Origin of the sequence: Shewanella mytili (assembly GCF_046765975.1) — a bacterium.
Classification (GTDB): domain Bacteria; phylum Pseudomonadota; class Gammaproteobacteria; order Enterobacterales; family Shewanellaceae; genus Shewanella; species Shewanella mytili.
Map to the genome: position 1 here is coordinate 1 of NZ_JBKOUD010000007.1, position 21,149 is coordinate 21,149.

Here is a 21,149-nt window from a genome sequence, read left to right on the forward strand (position 1 = left end):
GCACGTTTGCTGATGCAAGTATAATGTGGGCAAGTAAGTGGTACCTGGGCTAGTTGAAATACCGAATTAATAAAGCCTTGCAGCGCTCGCAGTGGCATAGCGAAAACACGTTTAACCATCAGCGCTGTGGTAATGGCTAAGTCGCTAAATACGCGAGGGCGACCTTTTCCAAGTTGCTCGGCCTTGGCTTTCCACTGGGCGATAGCGTCCTCATCAATCCAGAAGGTCAGCGAGCCACGATTGATTAGGGCTTGGTTGTATTGCTTCCAGTTAGTTATTTTATAGCGAAGTTTTGGCACGGTTAAGGGGTTAGTTGATAGGTTATGCCGATCAGATCAGCGGCTACCGTTTTAGTTCAACCGATTTAGGAAACAAAGCCGATTTTGCCCTTGGCTGTGCCCATGATGCGACCTGATTGTAAGCTTTCACGATCAGATCGCAGATGAACAAAATGGTTCAATTCGATTTAGGCAACAACGCCATTAGGTATCCTGAGGTAAAAAAATGATTATTTCGGATGAAAAAGAGACAGTAATTGTTGAAGATTTGTTAACGAAGATTAAAAATGAATACTTTCCAGAAGATGTTCATCCATTTCCTGAATTCCCATTAAAAGATGGAATGTGTGCGCTCATATGGCATGAAAATGAAGAATACGAATTTGGTAGGAATTCTTGGATAGATAAGAATACATTTTTAGCACTAAAAGAGGTCATCGAAAATTGGTCAAACACAAGTGATATATATATTGCTTGGGCTTTTAGAGAATTGAATGAACTTGGTCAACCCTTACCAAGGGTTGTTATTAAGCTTCCTCTTAATTGGCCGGAGCTATCCAATTATGAATCAAAAATTGATTATTCAATTAGCCAATTTTATGTCTTTGATGAATGCTTAGATTGGTTTATATATGTTGACGACTCAGTAATGTTAGCTGGCTGGAACAAACTAATATTGGAATTAGAAACCAGATTAGATGGTAGTAATACTGCCATTCAAATGTTTGATGAATATTTGAATGGCGTTAACTCTGAAGACACTAAAACTTGGGTCGCTCGAATCAAGAATCGATACGAGAAAGCAAAATTAAACCCGTAAAAGTGTATGGTCCGCCTCGTTGTTGCAAGAATAAAATTCAATAACGAGGTGGGTCTGAGCTAGTACAGCAGAGAGTGCTTACAACGCCGGAGGACTGGCTGCATAAACGATATGGTAAAAATTCCATTAAACGGCACCCAACGGAGCAATTTATTGAAAAGTTTTTGAGATGTTTACTTGAAGGATAAAAATGGAGGCGCGACCCGGAGTCGAACCGAGGTCCACGGATTTGCAATCCGCTGCATAGCCACTCTGCCATCGCGCCTTTTCTTACTGCCAATATCGTGCTGATGCAAGATATTGGAGCGACATACCGGGTTCGAACCGGTGACCTATACCTTGGCAAGGTATCGCTCTACCAACTGAGCTAATGTCGCCTTGATTTTGATGGAAGCCTTGCGTTTCCACGGGTTGGCATTCTACTGATTTACCCCGGGCTGTCAACGCAGAAATCAATGATAACAGCCTGCTTGCCCACTAATTAGGCTTGTTGGCGCTGTTTCGTGCAGCACCTCACATCAACCCGCAGTCAAATCACTCCAGGCAGCCTTGATGTAATTGATCATCGACCAAAATGTCAGCAAGGCGGCAATATATAACAGCACGTAAGCTGACATGATCATGATGGGGCCGGTTTGCCAAATCAAGCCAATGATGGCCACCATTTGAGCGGCGGTTTTGTATTTGCCAATCCATGACACGGCCACTATGCCGCGTTTACCGATTTCAGCCATCCATTCCCGCAGCGCGGAAATCACTATCTCACGGCCAATCATGAACAGTGCCGGCAATGTGAGCCAAGGGCTGTTATATTGCTCCACCAGTAACACCAGTGCGGTGGTTACCATTAATTTATCGGCTACCGGGTCAAGAAAAGCTCCAAATCGCGTTGATTGTTGTAGTTTTCTGGCGGCATAACCATCCAGTGCGTCCGTAATGGCCGCCAGCCAAAACACAAATGCCGCTAAAAAATGGGTCCAGCTATAAGGAAGATAAAAAACCAATACGAATACTGGTAACAGGAACAACCTGAACCAGGTCAAGGCGATGGGGAGATTGAAAGGCATGATAAAACCACGTTATTGTCTGCACCGACAATCTTGCCCTATTTTGTTTAGTCTCGCAACGCATCATGAATTGTTTGCGCCATTTCTGGGCTGATCCCCGGCACCTTGGCCAATTCACTGATACTGGCACCTTTCACTTCCTGCAAGCCCCCCAAATACTGCAATAATGCTTTACGGCGCTTGGGCCCGATGCCGGGAATGGCTTCCAGGGTTGAGGTATTGCGCGTTTTCTGCCGACGGTTTCTATGCCCGGTAATCGCAAAGCGGTGGGATTCATCACGAATATGCTGAATAAGGTGCAAAGCCTCTGAATCATCCGGCAGATTAAAACTGGTTTCCGAGTCTGCCAGGATCAGGGTTTCCAACCCCGGTTTACGGCTCTCCCCTTTTGCCACCCCAATCAATAAGGGCTTGTTGCCGCGGAGCTTGAATTTACGATTGACCACCGCTTGTGCCATGCGCAACTGCCCCAGCCCGCCATCAATAAACACGATATCCGGGATTTTGGCATCGTCGGTAATTTTATCAAAGCGCCGCGCCAGTGCCTGCTCCATGGCGGCATAATCATCCCCGGGGGTGATCCCTTTGATATTGAAATGACGATACTCGGATTTCTGTGGGCCTTCCCGGTTAAACACAACGCAGGATGCCACGGTGCTTTCGCCCATGGTGTGGCTGATATCAAAACATTCCATACGCTGTACCAGTGTGGATAGCGCCAGGGTTTCTTCCAGTAACAAAAAGCGTTGCTCCACCGTATTGCGGTGGCTCAATCTGGTCAGCACCGCATTATGGGCGTTGGTTTGTGCCAGCCGCAGATACCCGGCTCGCTCGCCCCGGACATTGGTCTTGATGGTGACTTTTTTGGCCAGGGCCTCAAACAATACGGTAGTGAGCTCTTCCAGCGCCTCAAAATGTTCACTGATAAGGATCTCCTGGGGCAGGATGCGGTGCACATCGGTATTCAAGTAAAACTGCAGCATGAAAGCCCGTAACACTTCGGTAAGCTCAGTGGCAGCAGGAACAGCGGGATAATAACTGCGGCTGCCAAAGATTTTGCCTTCGCGAATGAACAACAGGTGAAAGCAGGCAATACCAGAGGCGTAATGCACCCCTATCACATCCATGTTCCCCCGAGAGGAAGACACCTGCTGCTGCTCTGCCACCCGCCGTAACGCCATGATCTGATCGCGAAATTGTGCAGCCATCTCATAGTGTTGTGTGGCTGCGGCCTGTTCCATCTTGCCTACCAGGCTGGCAATCACCTGTTGATCTTTCCCTTTGAGGAACAATGTCGCCAGTTTTACCTGTTCCTGATAAGCCTCATCGGAAATTTTATTCACGCACGGCGCACTGCAACGCTTGAGTTGATATTGCAGGCACGGACGGGAGCGAGCCTTGTAGTACACGTCATCACATTGGCGGATGGGAAACAGCTTTTGCATCAGATGCAGGCTTTCCCTGACCGCACCGCCATTGGGATAAGGGCCGAAATATTGGCCTTTTTCCCGCTGAGGCCCCCGATGGTACGCCAGCCGGGGGTGTCGGTGCTGGCTCAGTAAAATGTAGGGGTAGGATTTATCATCCCGTAGCAGCACGTTATAACGTGGCTGATAGCGCTTGATATAGTCGTTTTCCAGGATCAGCGCTTCAGCTTCGCTGTGGGTTAACGTCACGTCAATTTGGGCAATATGGGATACCAGTGCCTGAGTCTTGATATTAGGTAAATGCTTACGGAAATAAGAGGAAACCCTTTTTTTGAGGTCTTTGGCCTTACCCACATAAATCACCGTGCCCTGGCTATCATACATGCGATAAACCCCTGGCTCGGAAGTCAGATTTTTCAAGAATGTTGCGGCATTAAACGACTGAGACATGACTAGGCTTTAGCGCACCACCTCGGCTGGATGAGGCTCGCCATTGGCGGCGACCCCATCGGAATATAACGGATGTGAGATTAAAACTGCCCCGCATCAAGCACTTTGTAACGAATGGCCAATTTGGTCAACTCCACGTCACCATTAATGCCCAATTTGGCAAACAGGCGGTAACGGTAAGAGTTGACGGTTTTGGGACTGAGACTCAACTGCTCTGAAATGTCATTGACCTTCTCCCCATTGGTAATCATCAGCATGATCTGCAGTTCACGCTCAGACAACGCCTTGAAGGGATTTTCATCGGTTTGGGTCACTTGGCTGAGCGCCATTTGCTGGGCAATCTCAGGAGATAAATAACGCTGCCCGGCGGCCACTTGACGAATGGCCTGCAACATTTCTGGCGGCCGGGCACTTTTGGTCAGGTACCCGCAAGCACCAGCCTGCATCACCTTTGTCGGGAACGGATCTTCAGAGTGAATGGTCAGCACAATGATCCGCGCTTGCGGCTGGTAGCGCAAAATCTTTTTGGTGGCTTCCAGTCCACCGATACCCGGCATATTCATGTCCATCAATATGACATCGGCTTCATTTTGTCGGCACCACTGCACGGCATTTTCGCCATCACTGGCCTCACCGACCACCCTGATCCCTTTTTCATCCTCCAAAATTCTGCGGATCCCGGTTCTAACCAGCTCATGGTCATCTACCAAGTACACTGAAATCAACGTTAACCCACCTTGTTGTTTTTGGCCGTGGGGGAATACCCGGCCGGATACAGTCAAGAGTAATTTAGCTGATATTGCAAACGAAAGAAAGTTAAAGTTAAGCTTATGATTAATAACGAATGTTAATCTTGTCCGCGCTGAAATATCTTTACCGCTACAACATAATATCTGTTGATGAGAGGGCAACGAAAAAGGATAAACTGGATAACTTGCAGAAAAACGGAATGAAAATGAGAAAAGCCCGCTGAATTATCAGCGGGCTCTCAAATATGGCGGAGGAGCAGGGATTTGAACCCTGGATGGGCTATAAACCCATGCCGGTTTTCAAGACCGGTGCATTCAACCACTCTGCCACCCCTCCGGAACGGAGCGAATATTATAAGCTCCCTATTCCCTTGTAAACCTTTATTTTTAGATATTATGTGTTCTCGCTCAAAAGCTGCGCAACTGCGGCAAAATTGCATGTTTTTCACCCCTAAATGAGCACCGGGGAACGGATTATCGCTGCTGCTAAAATTGACTCTGTGATAAAATTGCACCATTAATCATCCGTCCGGCCAACCGAAGTCCGACAATAATGAATCCAAGTTTGATCAACGCTAACCAATTAGCCCCGGTGTTTGAAAATCCCCAATTGCCCACCATTAGTGACGGTAGCGACCTGTTATTGCAGCAGCAACGCCTGCTTGATGCATTTACCCTGTTGCAGGATAAACACCACCAAGCCATGTATCTTGCCGATTTCCCTGGCATCCACCGTCCCGGCCTGCTTCAGGCCCTCACCCGGCAGAGCGGCTTGCCAAGCCATTACCTGCAAGGCCGCATTCTGCGGGCCCAGCTGTTCGGTCATGACAAACATCCCGGCGAATTGGCCAAGCCCCAATTGTTGTATCTATGCATTGAATCGCTGTTAAAACGCGATAATTTATGGGACTTGCTGCTGGATGCCTTGGCGCAGCGCGGGTTTAGCCATCAAGAACAATGGCAGCCGCTGCAGGCAAAAGTGGTGTTAATCGGCCCTGCCGCCTATTATGGCGACTTAATTAGCAGCGAGCGTTCCTTTGCCGACAATGTCCCTTTATATGGTGAAGTGGCCTTTGAGGTGGACCGGCAACAGGTGCCGTTAGCGGATTATCTTAAATGGTTACAACAAGTGGCCGCACTGTGCCAGCTGTCTTTACAACCGGACAGCCTGCAGCCACTGCTTACCTACGCCAGCAAACTGACAGAACACCAACAGCGGCTATCGCTGGCCTCCAAGGACATCAGCCAGCTGCTCACGGAAGCGGCCCATTATGCCGGTTCAGCGGCCATCAGCGGATGCAGTATTGCCCAGGCGTTACAGCAACGGAAATTACGCCATAACAGCCAGGAAGTGATGTCTTTCCAGAACGTGGATGACAAGTTCATTTACCTGCCCACCGACGGTGAAATGATAGGACAGATAAATGGCCTGACCGTTATCGACTCCGGTGACTATTGCTATGGCGAACCTGCACGCATTACCGCCTCCGTGCATTATGGCGATGGTGAGGTGGCCGATATTGAACGCAAATCGGAGCTGGGCGGCAACATCCACGCCAAAGGCATGATGATCCTCTCAGGATGCCTGTACCGGGTGTTCGGCCGGGATGAACCCTTGCACCTGAATGCCAATATCGTGTTTGAACAGTCCTACCAGGAAATTGATGGCGACAGTGCCTCACTGGCAGAGTATTGCAGCTTGATTTCCGCCATTGCCGAGCAGCCCATTGCCCAGGGACTGGCTGTCACCGGTGCGCTGGATCAATTCGGGAATGTGCAGGCCATTGGTGGCGTAAATGAAAAAATTGAAGGTTTTTTCAATCTTTGTGCCCGCCGCAAACTGACAGGTCACCAAGGTGTCATCATGCCGCGCTCTAATATACAGCAATTGAACCTGCCGTCAGAGATCATCGAGGCGGTGGCCGCCGGGCAGTTCCATCTTTATGAAATCACCCATGTGGATCAGGCCGTGACGTTGCTGATGGGAAAAACCGCCGGCAGTGCGGACAAGGAAGGTGATTTCCCCGCCGATACACTTTACGCCATGGTGCAGCAACGACTGGATCGTTTGGCCGGCAATACGGAAGATCGGCCAGGAATTTTCACCCGTTTGCTCGGCAAACTACTATTTATGCGGAATTAAGCGCTGATCGGAGTTGTTTAGCTTACAACTGTTCGCTAATCTGGCTGCACTTGTATGAGATGTGGTTACAACAATGACAAAATCGAACAGTTACAGCAAAGATGAACTCGTTTCCTGCGGTTATGGTGAAATCTTCGGGAAAGATGCCCCACGCCTTCCGGTAAATAACATGCTGATGGTTGATCGGGTGCTGACGATCAACGACGATGGTGGCCGTTACGGTAAAGGCGAAATTATCGCTGAACTGGATATCAACCCTGATTTATGGTTTTTCGGCTGCCACTTTGTCGATGATCCCGTCATGCCAGGTTGTCTGGGGCTGGATGCAATGTGGCAGTTGGTGGGCTTTTTCCTAGCTTGGCAGGGTTCCAAAGGTAAAGGCCGGGCACTGGGCGTGGGTGAAGTGAAATTTACCGGACAAATTTTGCCAAGTGCCAAAAAAGTCACTTATCACCTGCATTTGAAACGTACCATTAACCGCAAATTGGTCATGGGCATTGCCGATGCCTCACTGTTTGTGGATGGGCGTGAAATCTACGTGGCAAATGATCTGAAAGTGGGCGTGTTCAGCGATACCTCAACCTTCTGAAGCCCACTGACGGCATGATGTCCATGTGTCGCAACAACGCTTAATCTTGTCACCAACGGCTTGCAACACAAAACAGTTGTGAGCCGAGCTGTGTTCTAGCCTTCAACCATGTCGTTATGCGTTGTATGGTACAGCCTTTTCGCTGACCGGGTTATCCCCATAAAAATGCCCTCATCCGAGGGCAATTGGCTCATTATTTATTGAACAGACCCTTCAAGCGGCCATCAACTCCCTCACGCCAGCCTCCAAGCCACTGGGAACGGGAGTCAAGATTCGAGTACGGACAAACATCTTTGGAGCGACCCCCAACACCAGCTTGGAATCCTTTGGAAAAGGCGCGATCTAAGCGATCCCGTTTTTGTCTCTTCATGCAAGTATCCTCTGTTCTATTCCATACAAAAGCCAACGGCTCCTGTACATGAATAGAACTTTTCTGCTCACAAATCAATCAAAAAATTTTTGATTATAGCCTCTTAATTATTAAACAATTGAGAACATTTGAAAAAAAATGACACCCGAAGGTGCCATTTTTGCCATTCAATTCAACGCCTATTTACGCCGGCGCAACCACAGCAACGGCAGCAGGAATATCCAGCCCCACAGCGCAGCACCTTGGCGCGAGTAAGGTGCATTACTGCTGTCTGAATCATCCGTTGCATCACAGCTCACTCCAGAATTGGTGGGTTTCAGCACCACCATGCGCGGCAAATAACTGGTCACCGGATTACCGGCACCATCGAGCTTGAAGGTGGGATTACCGTTGTCATCCAGCAGCAAATTACCACTGGTGTCCGTTTGGTATACCGGTTTTCTCACAAATGCCGTGGCCGCAATGCTGCCTTCTTCATTAATCTTGTTAGCTTCCACAACCCGGATATCCGCAGTATAGGTAAGCGTGTTGCCGGTGGCATCGGTTACGGTAAATTGATGCTTTTTCCAGTTGCCATCAGTGTCTTTTTCATAACCTTTTGATGGGCATGTCAGCAAGTTGTTCAAATCATTAAACTCGCTGGTGTTGACATCATACAGGAAGGCATCTTTGGGCCGTGGCAACTGTTTCTCTTCCGACACTTCAATGTAACCTACAACCTGCCCTTGGTTGTTGATGTCTTTGGCACGGCTGGATAAATCCGATCTGTAAGCATAAAAATCATTAGGGGTTACCGGCTTGCTGTCCGGGGTATTGCTGTCATAAACAAAGAACTTGTCCCGCTGGTAGCCATCAATATATTTTTTGTAACTGCCCACAATAATCCCGGCGTTATTGACGCCATAAGCAATTGAGCTTAGTACGTCATTATCCACCACCGGCACCCAATGATATTCATAGGCACCATCTTCGTTGGCGCGCCAGAAGGCTGCATCGTAATAGAGATTGTCCGAATCCCCATAACGGTATACGTGGGAGCGCCCTACCACCACACCGGCGTCATTAATGCCCAATCCCTGAGCGGTAAAGGTATCACTGGAGTCTCCTGCATTCAGCCCCAGCGGTAGCTCGGTTGGCGTTACCGAGCCATCGGCATTGTACTGCCACACCATGGCCCGGGTTTTATATTGGATGTAACTGCTGCCGGTGCTGGTGCTTGGGAACTGATTGGCCTGAACGCAAATGTCCATTGGGCTGGTATCACTGTCATTGTTGATACAGCCACTGACCAAACTTTCACCATAAGAGCTCAGGGCAATGCTGCCATAACCGCTGATAAGGTTATTCTGGTTAATGGCAGTGGCCAGTGACATGCCACCCACATTGACCGTCTTGCCATCACTGTTGGTGTATTGGGTATAAACGGGCACCAATGCGATTTCCGTTGCATCCGCCCCCGCTTTCACAAACCCGCGTTGCTCATAATCCCGGTAATACCAGTAGTCGATGCCTGCAACACTGCCACCATAAGGCATGGTTTTTTGTGGCGCACTCATGGCACCGACACGAACGCCGTTATCGTTGATATCAAAAAAGTAGCTATCAATGCTGTTATGCTGATCGTCTGTGACATCCGCTGGGGCAATACTGCCATTGACACTTTCAAAGGTAGGCTGCCAAGGGGTGGATGCATCGTTTTCCAGTGCATGAAAACTGAAGCTGTTACCGGTGATTTCCGTGGTGGTTGAATAGGTAATGCTCTGATCGGTACCAATCGCGTCTTCCAGGTCAATCACGCTTTCATCACCGGTGATGTCGCCGGTATTGAGATTGGTTCGTCCGCGGGAAACGCCCACTAACGCGTTGTTGGCATTAATACTCTGACCATAACCATTAGCGGTACCGACTAAAGTGCCGTTCACATCCGCATCATCGATGTTAACGATTTCATAAACAGGGGCAGCAGAGGCAACCTGCAAAACACTGACAACGCTTAGTGCAACTAATGACAGCGTACTATTCAACTTCATGCAATTTATTCCCGTGTTGTTATTCTGGCTTATTTCATTGACTCGAGTTCTTCCCAGCGACCGAAGCACTGCTCCAACTGTTGTTCTTTATCTGCCAACAGTTGCAACTGCTCGGCAACCACACTCTGCGCCTGAGCATAAAAATCCGGCTCATTGGCCTGCTGCTGCAATGTGGTGATGTCCTGCTCCAGTTGTTCCATCAATCCGGGCAGTGCGTCCAGCTCCCGCTGCAGTTTGTAGGACAACTTTTTCACCTGGGGTTTTTCCTGGGCAGGCTTTACCGACGGCGTGTTTTGTTGGACAGGTGCCAAGGTGTCTGGTTCCGTCACTTCCCGATAGAATCTTGCGCCCTGAGCCACCGCATCCTGGTAGCCTCCCACATATTCGCTCCAGCGACCATTGCCTGCATACCACCAGGAGCTGGTGACTGTGTTATCAATAAAGGCACGGTCGTGACTGACCAGCAATAAGGTTCCCTGATACTCTATGAGCAGAGACTCTAACAATTCAAGTGTCTCAATATCAAGATCATTTGTGGGTTCGTCCAGAATGATGAGATTGGCCGGCCGCAGCAGCAAACGTGCCAGCAACAAACGGTTTTTCTCACCACCGCTCAATGCCTTAACGGGCGTTCTGGCTCGGGCGGGTGAAAATAAAAAGTCCTGCAGATAACTGAGGATATGCCGATCCTTACCGTTCACCGTGACGGTGCTTTTGCCCTCGCCCACGTTTTCTTCAACGGTTTTTTCTTCATCCAGGGCTTCGCGGTACTGATCAAAATAAGCGATTTCCAGCTTGGTTCCGACCCTCACGCTGCCGCTTTGCGGTGTGAGCTTATCAATCAGCAGTTTGATTAACGTGGACTTGCCGCAACCATTAGGGCCAATCAGGGCGATACGATCGCCACGCATCACCCGGGTACTGAAGTCCCTGACCAAATCCTTGTCGGCCCAACGGTAGTTGAGCTCGTTCACTTCAAAGACCAGTTTGCCGCTGCGATCTGCATCACTGACATTCATGCTGGCATTGCCCTGGCGCTCAATCCGCGCCCGCCGTTCCATGCGCAAGGCCTTCAGTGCCCGCACCCGCCCTTCATTACGGGTGCGGCGGGCTTTAATGCCCTGACGGATCCAGGTTTCCTCTTCCGCCAGTTTTTTATCAAATTGGGCGTTCTTTTCTTCCTCAACCCGTAACCATTCCTGTTTGCCCGCCAGATACTGCTGGTAATTGCCAGGCCAGGAGGTCACAACGCCCCTATCCAGATCCACAATCCGGGTGGCCATGCGCTGGATAAAGCCACGGTCATGGCTGATAAACGCAATGGCACCTTTAAAGCCCAGCAGAAAATTTTCGAGCCATTCAATGGTGTCAATATCCAGATGGTTGGTCGGTTCATCCAGCAGTAACAAATCTGGCTCACAGACCAAGGCCCGGGCCAGTGCCACCTTGCGTTGCCAGCCACCGGACAGTTCCGCCAAACGGGTCTTGTCATCCAGCCCCAGCATCTTGCAGGTTTGCAAAATGCGCGAGTCCAGGGTCCAGCCATCTTGCTGATCCAGCTGCTCTTGCAACCTTGCCAGGCGGCTAAGCCCCTGTTGCAATGCGTCCCCGGTCATTGAAGCGATGTTGACGGACAATTCATGGTATTGCTCTAACAACTCACCCACATCCGCCAAACCACCGGCAATGTAACGGTAAACCGTGCCATTTTCCGCTTTGGGAGGGTCTTGCTGCAGGCGGCTGACTTTTACATCAGCGGCAATATTGAATTCGCCATCATCCAGGATCACATCGCCACTAATCACTTTGAGCAGGCTGGATTTCCCGGCGCCATTACGACCCACAATACACACCCGCTCGCCGGGCTCAATGGTGAAATCCCCATGTTCCAGTAACGGAATATACCCATAGGCCAACGAGCCATTATTAATACGAACCAGACTCAAAACATACTCCTGTTTTACTGCTTGGCTTGTCCGGGCCAGGCGAAATCTTGCGATACTGGCGCGGCATTACTGTGCAGCAGCCAGGTATTGTGGATATGGGGATTACGGCGAAAATCCTGTGGCAACATGCGCTCATCCAGGTTTTCCACGCAAAGGCCCGCCGCTTGCAGCGCGTCCATATCCATCTTGAATTTGCGTTTGTTGTTGGAAAAGACAATCTCGCCGCCCGGATTGAGCAAACGGGATAACGACAGTAGCAACTGCACATGATCCCGCTGCACGTCAAAGGAATCTTCCATGCGCTTGGAGTTGGAAAAAGTGGGCGGGTCGATGAAAATCAGATCGTATTTCTGCCGGCAATCACGGATCCATTGCAGGCAGTCGCCCTGCTCAAAACGGTACTGGCGCCCGGTCAGCCCATTGAGGGTGAAATTGTCTTTTGCCCATCCCAGATAGGTGTTGGACATGTCCACGGTGGTCACGGACTTGGCGCCGCCCAGCCCGGCATGCACCGAGGCGGTGCCGGTATAGGCAAACAAATTCAGCACGTCCCGGTTTTTGGCTTTGCTGCCCACCAGTTTGCGGATCAAGCGGTGATCAAGAAACAGGCCGGTATCCAGATAATCCGTCAGGTTCAGCTTGAAACGGGCGCCATATTCGTTGCCAATCAGCTCCAGGCGTTCTCCATCCATTTTCTGATATTGATTGCTGCCCTTTTGCCGCTCACGGGTTTTGAGGATGATATTGTCCGCCGGGATCCCGGCAGCACCAGGCAGCGACAACAAAATATCCGTCAGGCGCCGCTTGCTTACCGCCTCCGGAATGGAGGCCGGGGCGGCATATTCCTGGATGACCAGATAATCCTGATATTTGTCCACCGCCACATTGTATTCGGGAATGTCCGCATCATAGAGGCGATAACAGTCAATGCCTTCTTTCTTGGCCCATTTTTCCAGCTGTTTCAGGTTTTTCTTGATGCGATTGGCAAACGATGCGGCAATGTCGCTCAGGGCCTCACCGGAATGCTGTGCCAACACGGCGGCCCGCTGTGGGGTTTTTACGTGCAAGGTATAAAGGTTGAACGCGCATTCCAGCGCACCATTGTACATTTTCAGCTGCTTGTCGGCTTTAAGCTTCAATGCCGACAACAGCTCGGGCTCGCTGCATAACAAGGCCACCTGCCAACCGCCAAAAGCCTGTTTGAGGTGTTCACCAAACTGGAAATACAGTTGCAGTAACGAGGTTACATTGCCAAGACGTTCGCCATAAGGGGGGTTGGCAATCAGCAAGCCTTGCGCAGCCGGCGGCGCCACATCCACCGCATTGGCCACATTAAGCTCAAGCAACTCGGCAACCCCGGCATTCTGGGCATTGCGCTTTGCCAGCGCCACCATGCGGGAATCAATATCCGAGCCATAAAAACGGACTTCACACCGCCGTTTGCCCAGGGCCGCACGGGCGTGGGCTTCATCCAGCACCTGTTGCCACAAGGCTTCATCGTGTTGCTGCCAGGCTTCAAAGCCAAAGCGTTGCCGCTGTAACCCCGGCGCCATGTCTGCCGCCATCATGGCCGATTCAATCAGCAAAGTGCCGCTGCCGCAAAAAGGGTCCACCACGGGAGTTTGCTTGTCCCATTGGGCCCGCATCAGCATATTGGCAGCCAGGTTTTCCTTGAGCGGCGCCTCGCCTGTCTGTTGCCGGTATCCCCGTTGGTGCAACGCCGGCCCCGACACATTCAAGGCGATGGTGATCTGGTTATTGCGGTAATGGGCATCAATCCGGATATCGGCCTGGTGCCGCTCCACATCCGGGCGATTAAGCCCCGCATTGCGGAAACGGTCGGCCACTGCATCCTTGACTTTCAGCGCCCCGAACTGGGTGTTGTTGATAAAGCCGCCCATGCCATGAAAATCGATACTGAAAGTATGGCGATTACTGAAATGAGACGGCCAGTCAATGGCATACGCTGCAGCATATAGTTGCTCAGCGGTTTCGCAACCGGTTTGCTGCAACAGCACCAGTACCCGGCTGGCAAGGCGGCTCCACAACACAATGCGGTACACCTGTTCCAATGAAGCAGAGAAATACACCCCTGCCTGGGACTCTTTAACATCGGTTGCACCAAGAGCCAGCATCTCTTGTGCCAGCGTATATTCAAACCCTTTAGGCGCGGCGGCAAAACAATTCAACATGCAATCAACCAAGCGATTTCGATAAGGGCGACATTATACCTTGTCAACGCCATAAAAGATAAGTGGATACCACTTGGATGCGCAGCTGCTCAGGATACAGGCAATCAGGAACACCCGGATAACATTTGCCTAAAAGACCAACGGCTTCGGTATCAAATTTGTACACTTGTACTTTTTTTCCCAAGCTGTCCTTGCAATGCCTGCATCAGAGGGATATAGTGCGCCCCACTTAGACGGACGCGGGATGGAGCAGTCTGGTAGCTCGTCGGGCTCATAACCCGAAGGTCGTTGGTTCAAATCCAGCTCCCGCAACCAAATATGTCTAAGCGTAATATCATTACAGTCGCGGGATGGAGCAGTCTGGTAGCTCGTCGGGCTCATAACCCGAAGGTCGTTGGTTCAAATCCAGCTCCCGCAACCAATGATATTACATTACCCAAGCAGTCGCGGGATGGAGCAGTCTGGTAGCTCGTCGGGCTCATAACCCGAAGGTCGTTGGTTCAAATCCAGCTCCCGCAACCACTTCACCTTATGTTGTAAATTCCCCATTTTCATTTTATTGGCATGATGCCAGCGTTCCATATTCAACATGCTTTCAGTAATGCAGCAAGTTGTGGCCTCACCGCCCTCCTCGGCATCTTCATCAATTCATCCAGTGCCCGTTACGATGACTTAGCCTTTCTCAGCAAAAGCACGCGGTTGTTGCCTAAAGAAATCGTGCATCTGCCGTTGGCAGCGTTGCTGCGGTGTTGGCTAACCCCCCATCATGGTTACCAAACCGCACCCATAAAAAAAGCCGACTTATTGTCGGCTTTTGGCATTCGTTCAAGGCACGTTTGCATGATCCAATACATGAGGCTAATACATGAGCCTGATACATGATGGTCGGCACTGCTGCTGTGCACATGGTCTTCACTGCATATTACAGGCCTGTTCCATGGCATTTCAGCGATTGGCATCACGCCGACGGCTGCTACCGCCGGCGGATGCGTTAATCACTTATTAGCAGCTTCTACACGACTTTTCAGTTTCTGGCCAGGACGGAAGGTGACCACTCGCCGGGCTGAAATCGGAATATCTTCACCGGTTTTAGGATTACGCCCAGGTCTTTGGTTTTTATCCCGCAGATCAAAATTGCCAAAGCCGGACAATTTCACCTGTTCGCCATTTTCAAGCGCTAACCGGATCTCCTCGAAAAACGCTTCGACCATGTCTTTGGCGACACGTTTATTGATTCCGAGAGTTTCGAAAAGATGCTCTGCCATTTCGGCCTTGGTAAGTGCCATACTTTAATCCCTCAACGATGCGTTGAACTCGGACTCAAGGACAGAAACCACAGACTCAACGGTCGCGTTGATCTCTTTTTCCTCAAGGGTACGAGCGTTATCTTGTAACGTAAGTGCTATCGCCAGACTTTTCTTGCCAGACTCAACACCTTTGCCTCGGTATACATCAAACAAGTTTATGCCAACCAACTGATTTCCGCCAACTTTTTTTATTGTTGACAGGATATCACCCACAGTGACCGCCTCATCCACAACCACGGCGATATCACGTCGGTTAGCCGGATATTTGGAAACGGCTTGTGCCTGAGGTACCGAGCCGGCCAACAAGGCATCCAGCTGCACTTCAAACACGATGGTTTTACCGTTTAATCCGAAGGTTTTTTCCAGCGCCGGATGCACAGCGCCGATAACCCCAATAACCTGATCATTTCTTAGAATTTCAGCACATTGCCCTGGATGCAGGGCTGAATGTGTTGCGCTTCTAAAGCTAAATTCCGCGTCCGATGCTGTCAAGCCGATAATAGCTTCCAAATCCCCTTTAAGATCAAAAAAGTCTACGGTTTTTGATTCTACTGACCAATGTTCGTCGCTTTGAGGCCCGGCAATCACCGCTGCCAGCACTTGTTGCTGCAAAACACCCATTTCGGCTGTTTGATCAGGCACAAAGCGCAAACCTGTTTCAAATAAACGCACCCGCCCCTGTTGCCGAGCCTGGTTGTAACCCACAGCGCCCAACAAACCAGTGAACAATGACAGGCGCATGGCTGACATTTCACTGGAAATCGGGTTAGGCAAAATCAGTGCTTGTTGTTGTGGATGCACCTGCTGTTGCAATTTGGGGTCCACAAAGCTGTAGGTAATGGCTTCTTGAAAACCGCGGGCAGTGAGCAAGTCACGCACTTTTCCCAGGGAGATGCTGGCTTCCCGGTGCTGGGTCATCTTCAGTCGTGCCAACGGCGCAACATCCGGAATGCTGTTATAGCCGTAGATACGGGCAACCTCTTCAATCAGGTCTTCTTCGATTGCCATATCAAAACGGTAAGTGGCGGTAGAAACCTGCCAGCCGGCATCCGTGATGTTCACGTTGAAGCCAAGGCGGGTGAGGATTTCGGCCACATCCGCATCCGGTACGTGGTGCCCCAACAATTTATCCAGTTTGCTGCGGCGCAAGCTGATATCGGCCGCTTTTGGCAGGAACGCTTCGCTTTTGGCTTCAATCACCGCACCGGCATCACCGCCACAGATATCCAAAATCAAGCGACTGGCCCGATCCATGACCTTGTGCTGCAACTGGGGATCAACGCCCCGCTCAAAACGGTGGCTGGCATCAGTATGCAGCCCCAGGTTACGGGCTTTCCCCATAATGGCCAAAGGCGCGAAGAAGGCGCATTCAAGCACAATATCGCAAGTGGCGCTCGACACCCCGGAGTGCTGGCCCCCAAAAATGCCGGCCAATGCCAGTGCTTTGCTGTTATCCGCAATCACCAAAGTGTCTGCCGGCACGGTAATTTCGTTGCCATCAAGCAGGGTCAGCCGCTCTTTGCCGTCGGCAAAGCGAACGGTTAGGCCGCCGTCTATCTGCGCCAAGTCAAACGCATGCATTGGCTGGCCATATTCCACCAACACATAGTTGGTAATGTCCACAATCGGGTCGATGGAGCGAATGCCGCTGCGACGCAGTTTTTCCACCATCCATGCAGGGGTTGTAGCGCCCACATTGACGTTTTTCACCACCCGGCTCAAATAGCGGGGGCAAGCTTCCTTGGCAACCACGTTTACCGCCACGCTGGCATCGGTAGTGGCCGTAACGGCTTGCCAGCTGGGCTCGGTAACCTCTTGGCGGTTAAGCACGCCAACTTCGCGGGCAATCCCCACCATGCCCAGGCAATCGGCACGGTTGGCGGTCAAATCCACATCGATTACCGCATCATCCAGATCCAGGTATTCCCGCACATTGGTGCCGATAGGCGCATCCAGCGGCAGTTCAATAATGCCGTCGCTTTCAATATCAATGCCCAGTTCACTATAAGAGCAAAGCATGCCGTGGGAAGGCTGTCCCCGGAGTTTGGCTTTTTTAATCTTGAAATTGCCGGGCAATACGGCGCCAACAGTGGCCACACACACTTTAAGGCCCAAGCGGCAGTTGGGGGCGCCACAGACAATATCCAACAGCTCTTCGCCACCCACATTCACCTGGGTCACACGCAATTTGTCCGCATCCGGATGCTGGGCACAGGCAACCACTTCCCCGACAACCACGCCGGTAAATTCGCCGGCAACCGGAGCGATTTCATCCACTTCCAACCCGGCCATGGTGATTTGCTGGGCTAACTGTTCACGGCTGATGGCGGGATTTACCCATTCCCGAAGCCAAGATTCACTGAATTTCATAATCGTTAAACTCCGTTATTTGAATTGCTTAAGAAAACGCAGGTCGTTTTCGAAGAAGGCACGCAAATCAGTTACGCCATAGCGCAACATGGTTAAGCGCTCAACGCCCATACCAAAAGCAAAACCGGAGTATTTTTCAGGGTCGATGCCTACGCCGCGCAGCACATTGGGATGCACCATGCCGCAGCCAAGCACTTCAAGCCAGCCATTTTTGCCTTTTACGTCCACTTCGGCTGAAGGTTCTGTAAAGGGGAAGTAGGATGGACGGAAACGGATCTCCAAATCCTCTTCAAAGAAGTTACGCAAAAAGTCGTGCAAAATGCCTTTCAACTGGGTGAAGCTGACATTCTCGTCCACCATCAGCCCTTCAACCTGATGGAACATCGGTGTGTGCGTCATATCGTAGTCGTTACGATAAACACGCCCCGGGGAGATGATGCGCAATGGCGGTTTTTCCACTTCCATGGTGCGAATTTGCACACCGGAGGTTTGGGTACGCAGCACCACTTCAGGGTTGAAGTAAAAGGTGTCGTGATCGGCACGTGCCGGGTGATGTGGCGGAATATTCAACGCATCAAAGTTATGATAACCGTCTTCCACCTCTGGCCCTTGCACCACGCTAAAGCCCAATTCACCGAAAAAGGCTTCGATACGTTCAATGGTACGCGTTACCGGATGCAAACCGCCGTTGCCCAGTGTGCGCCCTGGCAAGGTAACATCGATGGTTTCAGCACTCAGTTTGGCTTCCAGCTCGGCGGCCTTGAGCTTATCAAGACGGGCAGACAAATACTGTTGTACTTGTTGTTTGGCCTGGTTCACTTGTTGGCCAAATGCCGGTTTTTCTGCCGGACTCAATGTGGCCATCAATTTCATCATGTCGGTGATCTTGCCTTTTTTGCCAAGATAATCGACACGGATTTCATCAAGAATTTTCAGATCATCGGCCCCATCGATGGCGGCTAAGGCCTGCTGTACGATCTCTGTTAACTGCTGCATCTTTCCTTCCAGTGCATGCCAGCCTTTACAGGCTGTGTAAGGTATCTTCGTTAATCATATAAAAAAGAGGTAAATTTTACTTTAATCATATGGATTTCACCAGCAAAGTGGCCATTTTATCAAAGCAAAAAACTGTCGGAAGCAACTGAGTCATAAAAGTTTGTTAAATTTTGCCCGAAGAATCGGGAGACATCGGTCAGTTTGGGGCAATATGGTATGCTGTGATCATTTCTCAGTCATTTGAATGTCACATGTCCAAGGATGATTTCCTGCAGTTACGGGATTATCAACAACAAGCGGTGGATGCCGCTGTCAGTTACTTTCGTCACCAGCATTCCAGCGCCGTTATCGTCTTGCCCACCGGTGCGGGCAAAAGCATCGTGATTGCCGAACTGGCCCGCATTGCTCATGGCCGGGTATTGATTTTGACCCATGTCAAAGAGCTGGTGGCACAAAATGCCGATAAAGCAGCCCTATTGACCGACAACATCAGCATCTATTCTGCCGGGCTCAAGCAAAAACTCAGTACCGGCAAAACAGTGGTTGCGGGGATTCAGTCTGCCGCCCGTCACCCACAGGCGTTTGACCAGCCCTTCTCTTTGGTGATTATCGATGAATGCCACAGGATTGGCCTGGACAATCAAAGCCAGTACCAACAACTGTTGCAACATTTACAGCGGCGAAATCCCGCACTGCATGTGCTGGGGCTCACCGCCACCCCCTACCGGCTAGGCAGCGGCTGGATTTACAAACGTCACTACCACGGCAAAGTGGGAAATCCCGAAAAGGGCTTTTTTGATGATTGCATTTTCGAGTTACCCCTGCGGCCATTGATCAAGCAAGGCTATCTCACGCCGCCAAAATTGCTGGACGGCTTGTCTGCCCAGTACGATTTCAGTCAGTTGCAGGCCGATCCCCAAGGCAATTATCCTGAAGCGGCCGTGGATGCGCTGTTAGATCATTGCGGCCGCGCCACGGTTGCCATTGTGGGCCAGTTGCTGCAGTTGGCCAAAAGTCGCCAGGGCGTGATTATTTTTGCTGCCACCGTGCGCCATGCCCGCGAGATACAATCCTATCTGCCCGCCGAGGATGCAGCGCTGCTTACCGCTACCACGCCCGCCCAGGCGCGGGATGAGATCATTTTGAAATTCAAAAGCAGGCAGCTGAAATTTTTAGTGAATGTGGCGGTACTGACCACCGGATTTGATGCGCCCCATGTGGATCTGATAGCCATTATGCGGCCGACCGCATCCATCGCCCTGTTCCAGCAAATGGTGGGCCGGGGCTTGCGCCTCAGTGACGGTAAAAAAGAGTGCTTGATTATTGATTATGCCGCCAACGGTTTTGACATTTACAGCCCGCAAATTCCCCAGCCCCGCCCGGCAGCAGATACGGTGCCGGTACAGGTGGAGTGCCCTGCATGCGGTTTTGCCAATACCTTTTGGGGCAAAACCACAGAGGACGGTGACATACTGGAGCATTTTGGACGGCGCTGTCAGGGACTGGTGGGTGGCAACCCCCGCCCGCAACAGTGCAGTTACCGCTTTCGAGCCAGAATATGTCCCGATTGCGGCGCGGAAAATGACATTGCGGCTAAAGAGTGCTGTGAATGCCATTCACAGCTGCTTGATCCTGACAAACGCCTCAAGGAGGTATTGGCGCAACGCCATCATCACTTGTTCAGGGTGCAACAGATGCAATTACAGGCAGATGGCGCCAGGCTTGTCGTGACCTATTCCGATGTGGATGGCAACCTGTTTCATGAATATTTTCAACTGCAAACAACCGCGCAACGGCGGGCATTATTCGCCTTGTTGCTGCATCCCCATGATCGCACTCCCGGCATGAAATTTCCGCCGTTTGCCAATGTCGCCCAGTTGCTGCAATTTGCTGACAGACTGCGTGCACCAGACCTCCTGCTGCTAAGGAAGCAAGGCAAACAATGGCAATTGCAGGAGAAATTTTTTGATTATCAAGGGCGTTACCAGACAGAAAATCATCATAGTTAGCAGAAGTATCGCCCCAGCCCTTCTGCAACTTACGCCGCTGTGTTATAACGTCAGCATTGTTAAGAAAGGGAGTCATTATGCACGTTGTAATTTTTGGCCGTCCCGGCTGTCCATATTGTGTTCGCGCCAAACAATTGTCTGAACAATTAACTGAAAAACGGGATGATTTCAGCTTCAAGTACGTTGATATCCATGAAGAGGGCATCACCAAGGCCGATCTGGAAAAAACCGTTGGCAAACCGGTAGAAACCGTACCGCAGATTTTTATTGATAAGGCCCATGTCGGTGGTTGTACCGAATTTGAAGCCTATGTTCGTGAGCACGCCCTGCTCTGATCCAGCCAAGGTTTATTGACGAAAGCACCTGCGGGTGCTTTTTTATTCGGGCAGTGTAAACGCAAGAAAAG

The 21,149-nt window shown here is 50.7% G+C and carries 16 protein-coding genes and 6 tRNA genes; 8 read left to right on the forward strand and 14 right to left on the reverse strand.

Features of this window, described 5'->3' with window-relative positions; genetic code table 11:
• Positions 1-299: transposase (locus ACIDEJ_RS08325; RefSeq protein WP_411987625.1), on the reverse strand; the 299-nt coding region annotated here is incomplete at its 3' end.
• 205 nt (positions 300-504) lie between these two features.
• On the opposite strand from ACIDEJ_RS08325, the gene ACIDEJ_RS08330 reads away from it, so the two are divergent.
• Complete coding sequence (locus tag ACIDEJ_RS08330; protein ID WP_411987626.1) at positions 505-1,098, forward strand: hypothetical protein; 594 nt, start codon at positions 505-507, stop codon at positions 1,096-1,098.
• Between the two features lie 191 nt (positions 1,099-1,289).
• Here the strand turns inward: ACIDEJ_RS08330 and ACIDEJ_RS08335 are convergent.
• The 6 genes from ACIDEJ_RS08335 to ACIDEJ_RS08360 form a co-directional block, all read right to left on the reverse strand.
• Positions 1,290-1,363: transfer RNA gene (locus ACIDEJ_RS08335), tRNA-Cys, on the reverse strand.
• A gap of 36 nt (positions 1,364-1,399) precedes the next feature.
• A tRNA-Gly gene (locus ACIDEJ_RS08340) sits at positions 1,400-1,475 on the reverse strand.
• Between the two features lie 141 nt (positions 1,476-1,616).
• The gene (gene pgsA, locus ACIDEJ_RS08345; protein ID WP_411987627.1) at positions 1,617-2,165 is read right to left on the reverse strand and encodes a CDP-diacylglycerol--glycerol-3-phosphate 3-phosphatidyltransferase; all 549 of its coding nucleotides are present in this window, start codon (positions 2,163-2,165) and stop codon (positions 1,617-1,619) included.
• A gap of 47 nt (positions 2,166-2,212) precedes the next feature.
• Complete coding sequence (gene uvrC / locus ACIDEJ_RS08350) at positions 2,213-4,042, reverse strand: excinuclease ABC subunit UvrC (RefSeq protein ID WP_411987628.1); 1,830 nt, start codon at positions 4,040-4,042, stop codon at positions 2,213-2,215.
• Between the two features lie 80 nt (positions 4,043-4,122).
• On the reverse strand, positions 4,123-4,767 hold the full coding sequence (uvrY, locus tag ACIDEJ_RS08355) for a UvrY/SirA/GacA family response regulator transcription factor (RefSeq protein WP_411987629.1): 645 nt from the start codon (positions 4,765-4,767) through the stop codon (positions 4,123-4,125).
• A gap of 270 nt (positions 4,768-5,037) precedes the next feature.
• A tRNA-Ser gene (locus ACIDEJ_RS08360) sits at positions 5,038-5,128 on the reverse strand.
• Between the two features lie 216 nt (positions 5,129-5,344).
• Between ACIDEJ_RS08360 and ACIDEJ_RS08365 the strand changes: the two genes are divergently transcribed.
• Together ACIDEJ_RS08365 and fabA are read left to right on the forward strand one after the other, a co-directional pair.
• The gene (locus tag ACIDEJ_RS08365; protein WP_411987630.1) at positions 5,345-6,934 is read left to right on the forward strand and encodes a Lon-insertion domain-containing protein; all 1,590 of its coding nucleotides are present in this window, start codon (positions 5,345-5,347) and stop codon (positions 6,932-6,934) included.
• A 73-nt stretch (positions 6,935-7,007) separates the two neighbouring features.
• Positions 7,008-7,523 carry a bifunctional 3-hydroxydecanoyl-ACP dehydratase/trans-2-decenoyl-ACP isomerase gene (fabA, locus tag ACIDEJ_RS08370; RefSeq protein WP_411987631.1) on the forward strand — a complete coding sequence of 172 codons (516 nt, stop codon included), beginning with the start codon at positions 7,008-7,010 and terminating at the stop codon, positions 7,521-7,523.
• A gap of 193 nt (positions 7,524-7,716) precedes the next feature.
• On the opposite strand, the gene rmf is transcribed toward fabA, so the two are convergent.
• From rmf to rlmKL, 4 genes are all read right to left on the reverse strand, one after another.
• Entirely contained in the window at positions 7,717-7,893 is a 177-nt protein-coding gene (rmf, locus tag ACIDEJ_RS08375; RefSeq protein WP_411987632.1) for a ribosome modulation factor, read from the reverse strand.
• Positions 7,894-8,072: 179 nt separating this feature from the next.
• Positions 8,073-9,923 (reverse strand): DUF3466 family protein, encoded by a 1,851-nt coding sequence (locus tag ACIDEJ_RS08380; RefSeq protein WP_411987633.1) that lies wholly within the window; start codon positions 9,921-9,923, stop codon positions 8,073-8,075.
• 29 nt (positions 9,924-9,952) lie between these two features.
• A complete protein-coding gene (locus ACIDEJ_RS08385; RefSeq protein ID WP_411987634.1) occupies positions 9,953-11,869 on the reverse strand; it encodes an ABC transporter ATP-binding protein in 1,917 nt (638 codons plus the stop codon).
• Between the two features lie 14 nt (positions 11,870-11,883).
• Positions 11,884-14,061, reverse strand: coding sequence for a bifunctional 23S rRNA (guanine(2069)-N(7))-methyltransferase RlmK/23S rRNA (guanine(2445)-N(2))-methyltransferase RlmL (gene rlmKL, locus ACIDEJ_RS08390; RefSeq protein WP_411987635.1), 2,178 nt, complete (start codon positions 14,059-14,061; stop codon positions 11,884-11,886).
• Between the two features lie 238 nt (positions 14,062-14,299).
• Here rlmKL and ACIDEJ_RS08395 point away from each other — a divergent pair.
• The 3 genes from ACIDEJ_RS08395 to ACIDEJ_RS08405 all read left to right on the forward strand — a co-directional run bounded on the left by ACIDEJ_RS08395 (position 14,300) and on the right by ACIDEJ_RS08405 (position 14,583).
• Positions 14,300-14,376: transfer RNA gene (locus ACIDEJ_RS08395), tRNA-Met, on the forward strand.
• A gap of 29 nt (positions 14,377-14,405) precedes the next feature.
• Positions 14,406-14,482: transfer RNA gene (locus ACIDEJ_RS08400), tRNA-Met, on the forward strand.
• 24 nt (positions 14,483-14,506) lie between these two features.
• A tRNA-Met gene (locus ACIDEJ_RS08405) sits at positions 14,507-14,583 on the forward strand.
• Between the two features lie 473 nt (positions 14,584-15,056).
• Here ACIDEJ_RS08405 and ihfA read toward each other — a convergent pair.
• Genes ihfA through pheS form a run of 3 tightly spaced genes read right to left on the reverse strand, consistent with a single transcriptional unit; the run spans position 15,057 to position 18,734 of the window.
• Positions 15,057-15,347, reverse strand: a complete 291-nt coding sequence (gene ihfA, locus ACIDEJ_RS08410; protein ID WP_212596358.1) for an integration host factor subunit alpha — start codon at positions 15,345-15,347, stop codon at positions 15,057-15,059.
• Between the two features lie 3 nt (positions 15,348-15,350).
• Complete coding sequence (pheT, locus tag ACIDEJ_RS08415) at positions 15,351-17,738, reverse strand: phenylalanine--tRNA ligase subunit beta (RefSeq protein WP_411987636.1); 2,388 nt, start codon at positions 17,736-17,738, stop codon at positions 15,351-15,353.
• A 15-nt stretch (positions 17,739-17,753) separates the two neighbouring features.
• On the reverse strand, positions 17,754-18,734 hold the full coding sequence (gene pheS / locus ACIDEJ_RS08420; protein WP_411987637.1) for a phenylalanine--tRNA ligase subunit alpha: 981 nt from the start codon (positions 18,732-18,734) through the stop codon (positions 17,754-17,756).
• A 251-nt stretch (positions 18,735-18,985) separates the two neighbouring features.
• On the opposite strand from pheS, the gene ACIDEJ_RS08425 reads away from it, so the two are divergent.
• On the forward strand, positions 18,986-20,743 hold the full coding sequence (locus tag ACIDEJ_RS08425) for a DEAD/DEAH box helicase family protein (RefSeq protein ID WP_411987638.1): 1,758 nt from the start codon (positions 18,986-18,988) through the stop codon (positions 20,741-20,743).
• A 77-nt stretch (positions 20,744-20,820) separates the two neighbouring features.
• Positions 20,821-21,078, forward strand: coding sequence for a GrxA family glutaredoxin (locus ACIDEJ_RS08430; protein WP_411987639.1), 258 nt, complete (start codon positions 20,821-20,823; stop codon positions 21,076-21,078).
• Positions 21,079-21,149 lie beyond the last annotated feature (71 nt).

What these genes read in the sequence shown, in the direction of transcription:
- ACIDEJ_RS08330 (WP_411987626.1), top strand. Translation starts at nt 505, where the DNA reads ATGATTATTTCGGATGAAAAAGAGACAGTAATTGTTGAAGATTTGTTA.
- pgsA (WP_411987627.1), bottom strand. Translation starts at nt 2,165, where the DNA reads ATGCCTTTCAATCTCCCCATCGCCTTGACCTGGTTCAGGTTGTTCCTG.
- uvrC (WP_411987628.1), bottom strand. Translation starts at nt 4,042, where the DNA reads ATGTCTCAGTCGTTTAATGCCGCAACATTCTTGAAAAATCTGACTTCC.
- ACIDEJ_RS08365 (WP_411987630.1), top strand. Translation starts at nt 5,345, where the DNA reads ATGAATCCAAGTTTGATCAACGCTAACCAATTAGCCCCGGTGTTTGAA.
- fabA (WP_411987631.1), top strand. Translation starts at nt 7,008, where the DNA reads ATGACAAAATCGAACAGTTACAGCAAAGATGAACTCGTTTCCTGCGGT.
- rmf (WP_411987632.1), bottom strand. Translation starts at nt 7,893, where the DNA reads ATGAAGAGACAAAAACGGGATCGCTTAGATCGCGCCTTTTCCAAAGGA.
- ACIDEJ_RS08380 (WP_411987633.1), bottom strand. Translation starts at nt 9,923, where the DNA reads ATGAAGTTGAATAGTACGCTGTCATTAGTTGCACTAAGCGTTGTCAGT.
- rlmKL (WP_411987635.1), bottom strand. Translation starts at nt 14,061, where the DNA reads ATGTTGAATTGTTTTGCCGCCGCGCCTAAAGGGTTTGAATATACGCTG.
- ihfA (WP_212596358.1), bottom strand. Translation starts at nt 15,347, where the DNA reads ATGGCACTTACCAAGGCCGAAATGGCAGAGCATCTTTTCGAAACTCTC.
- pheT (WP_411987636.1), bottom strand. Translation starts at nt 17,738, where the DNA reads ATGAAATTCAGTGAATCTTGGCTTCGGGAATGGGTAAATCCCGCCATC.
- pheS (WP_411987637.1), bottom strand. Translation starts at nt 18,734, where the DNA reads ATGCAGCAGTTAACAGAGATCGTACAGCAGGCCTTAGCCGCCATCGAT.
- ACIDEJ_RS08425 (WP_411987638.1), top strand. Translation starts at nt 18,986, where the DNA reads ATGTCCAAGGATGATTTCCTGCAGTTACGGGATTATCAACAACAAGCG.
- ACIDEJ_RS08430 (WP_411987639.1), top strand. Translation starts at nt 20,821, where the DNA reads ATGCACGTTGTAATTTTTGGCCGTCCCGGCTGTCCATATTGTGTTCGC.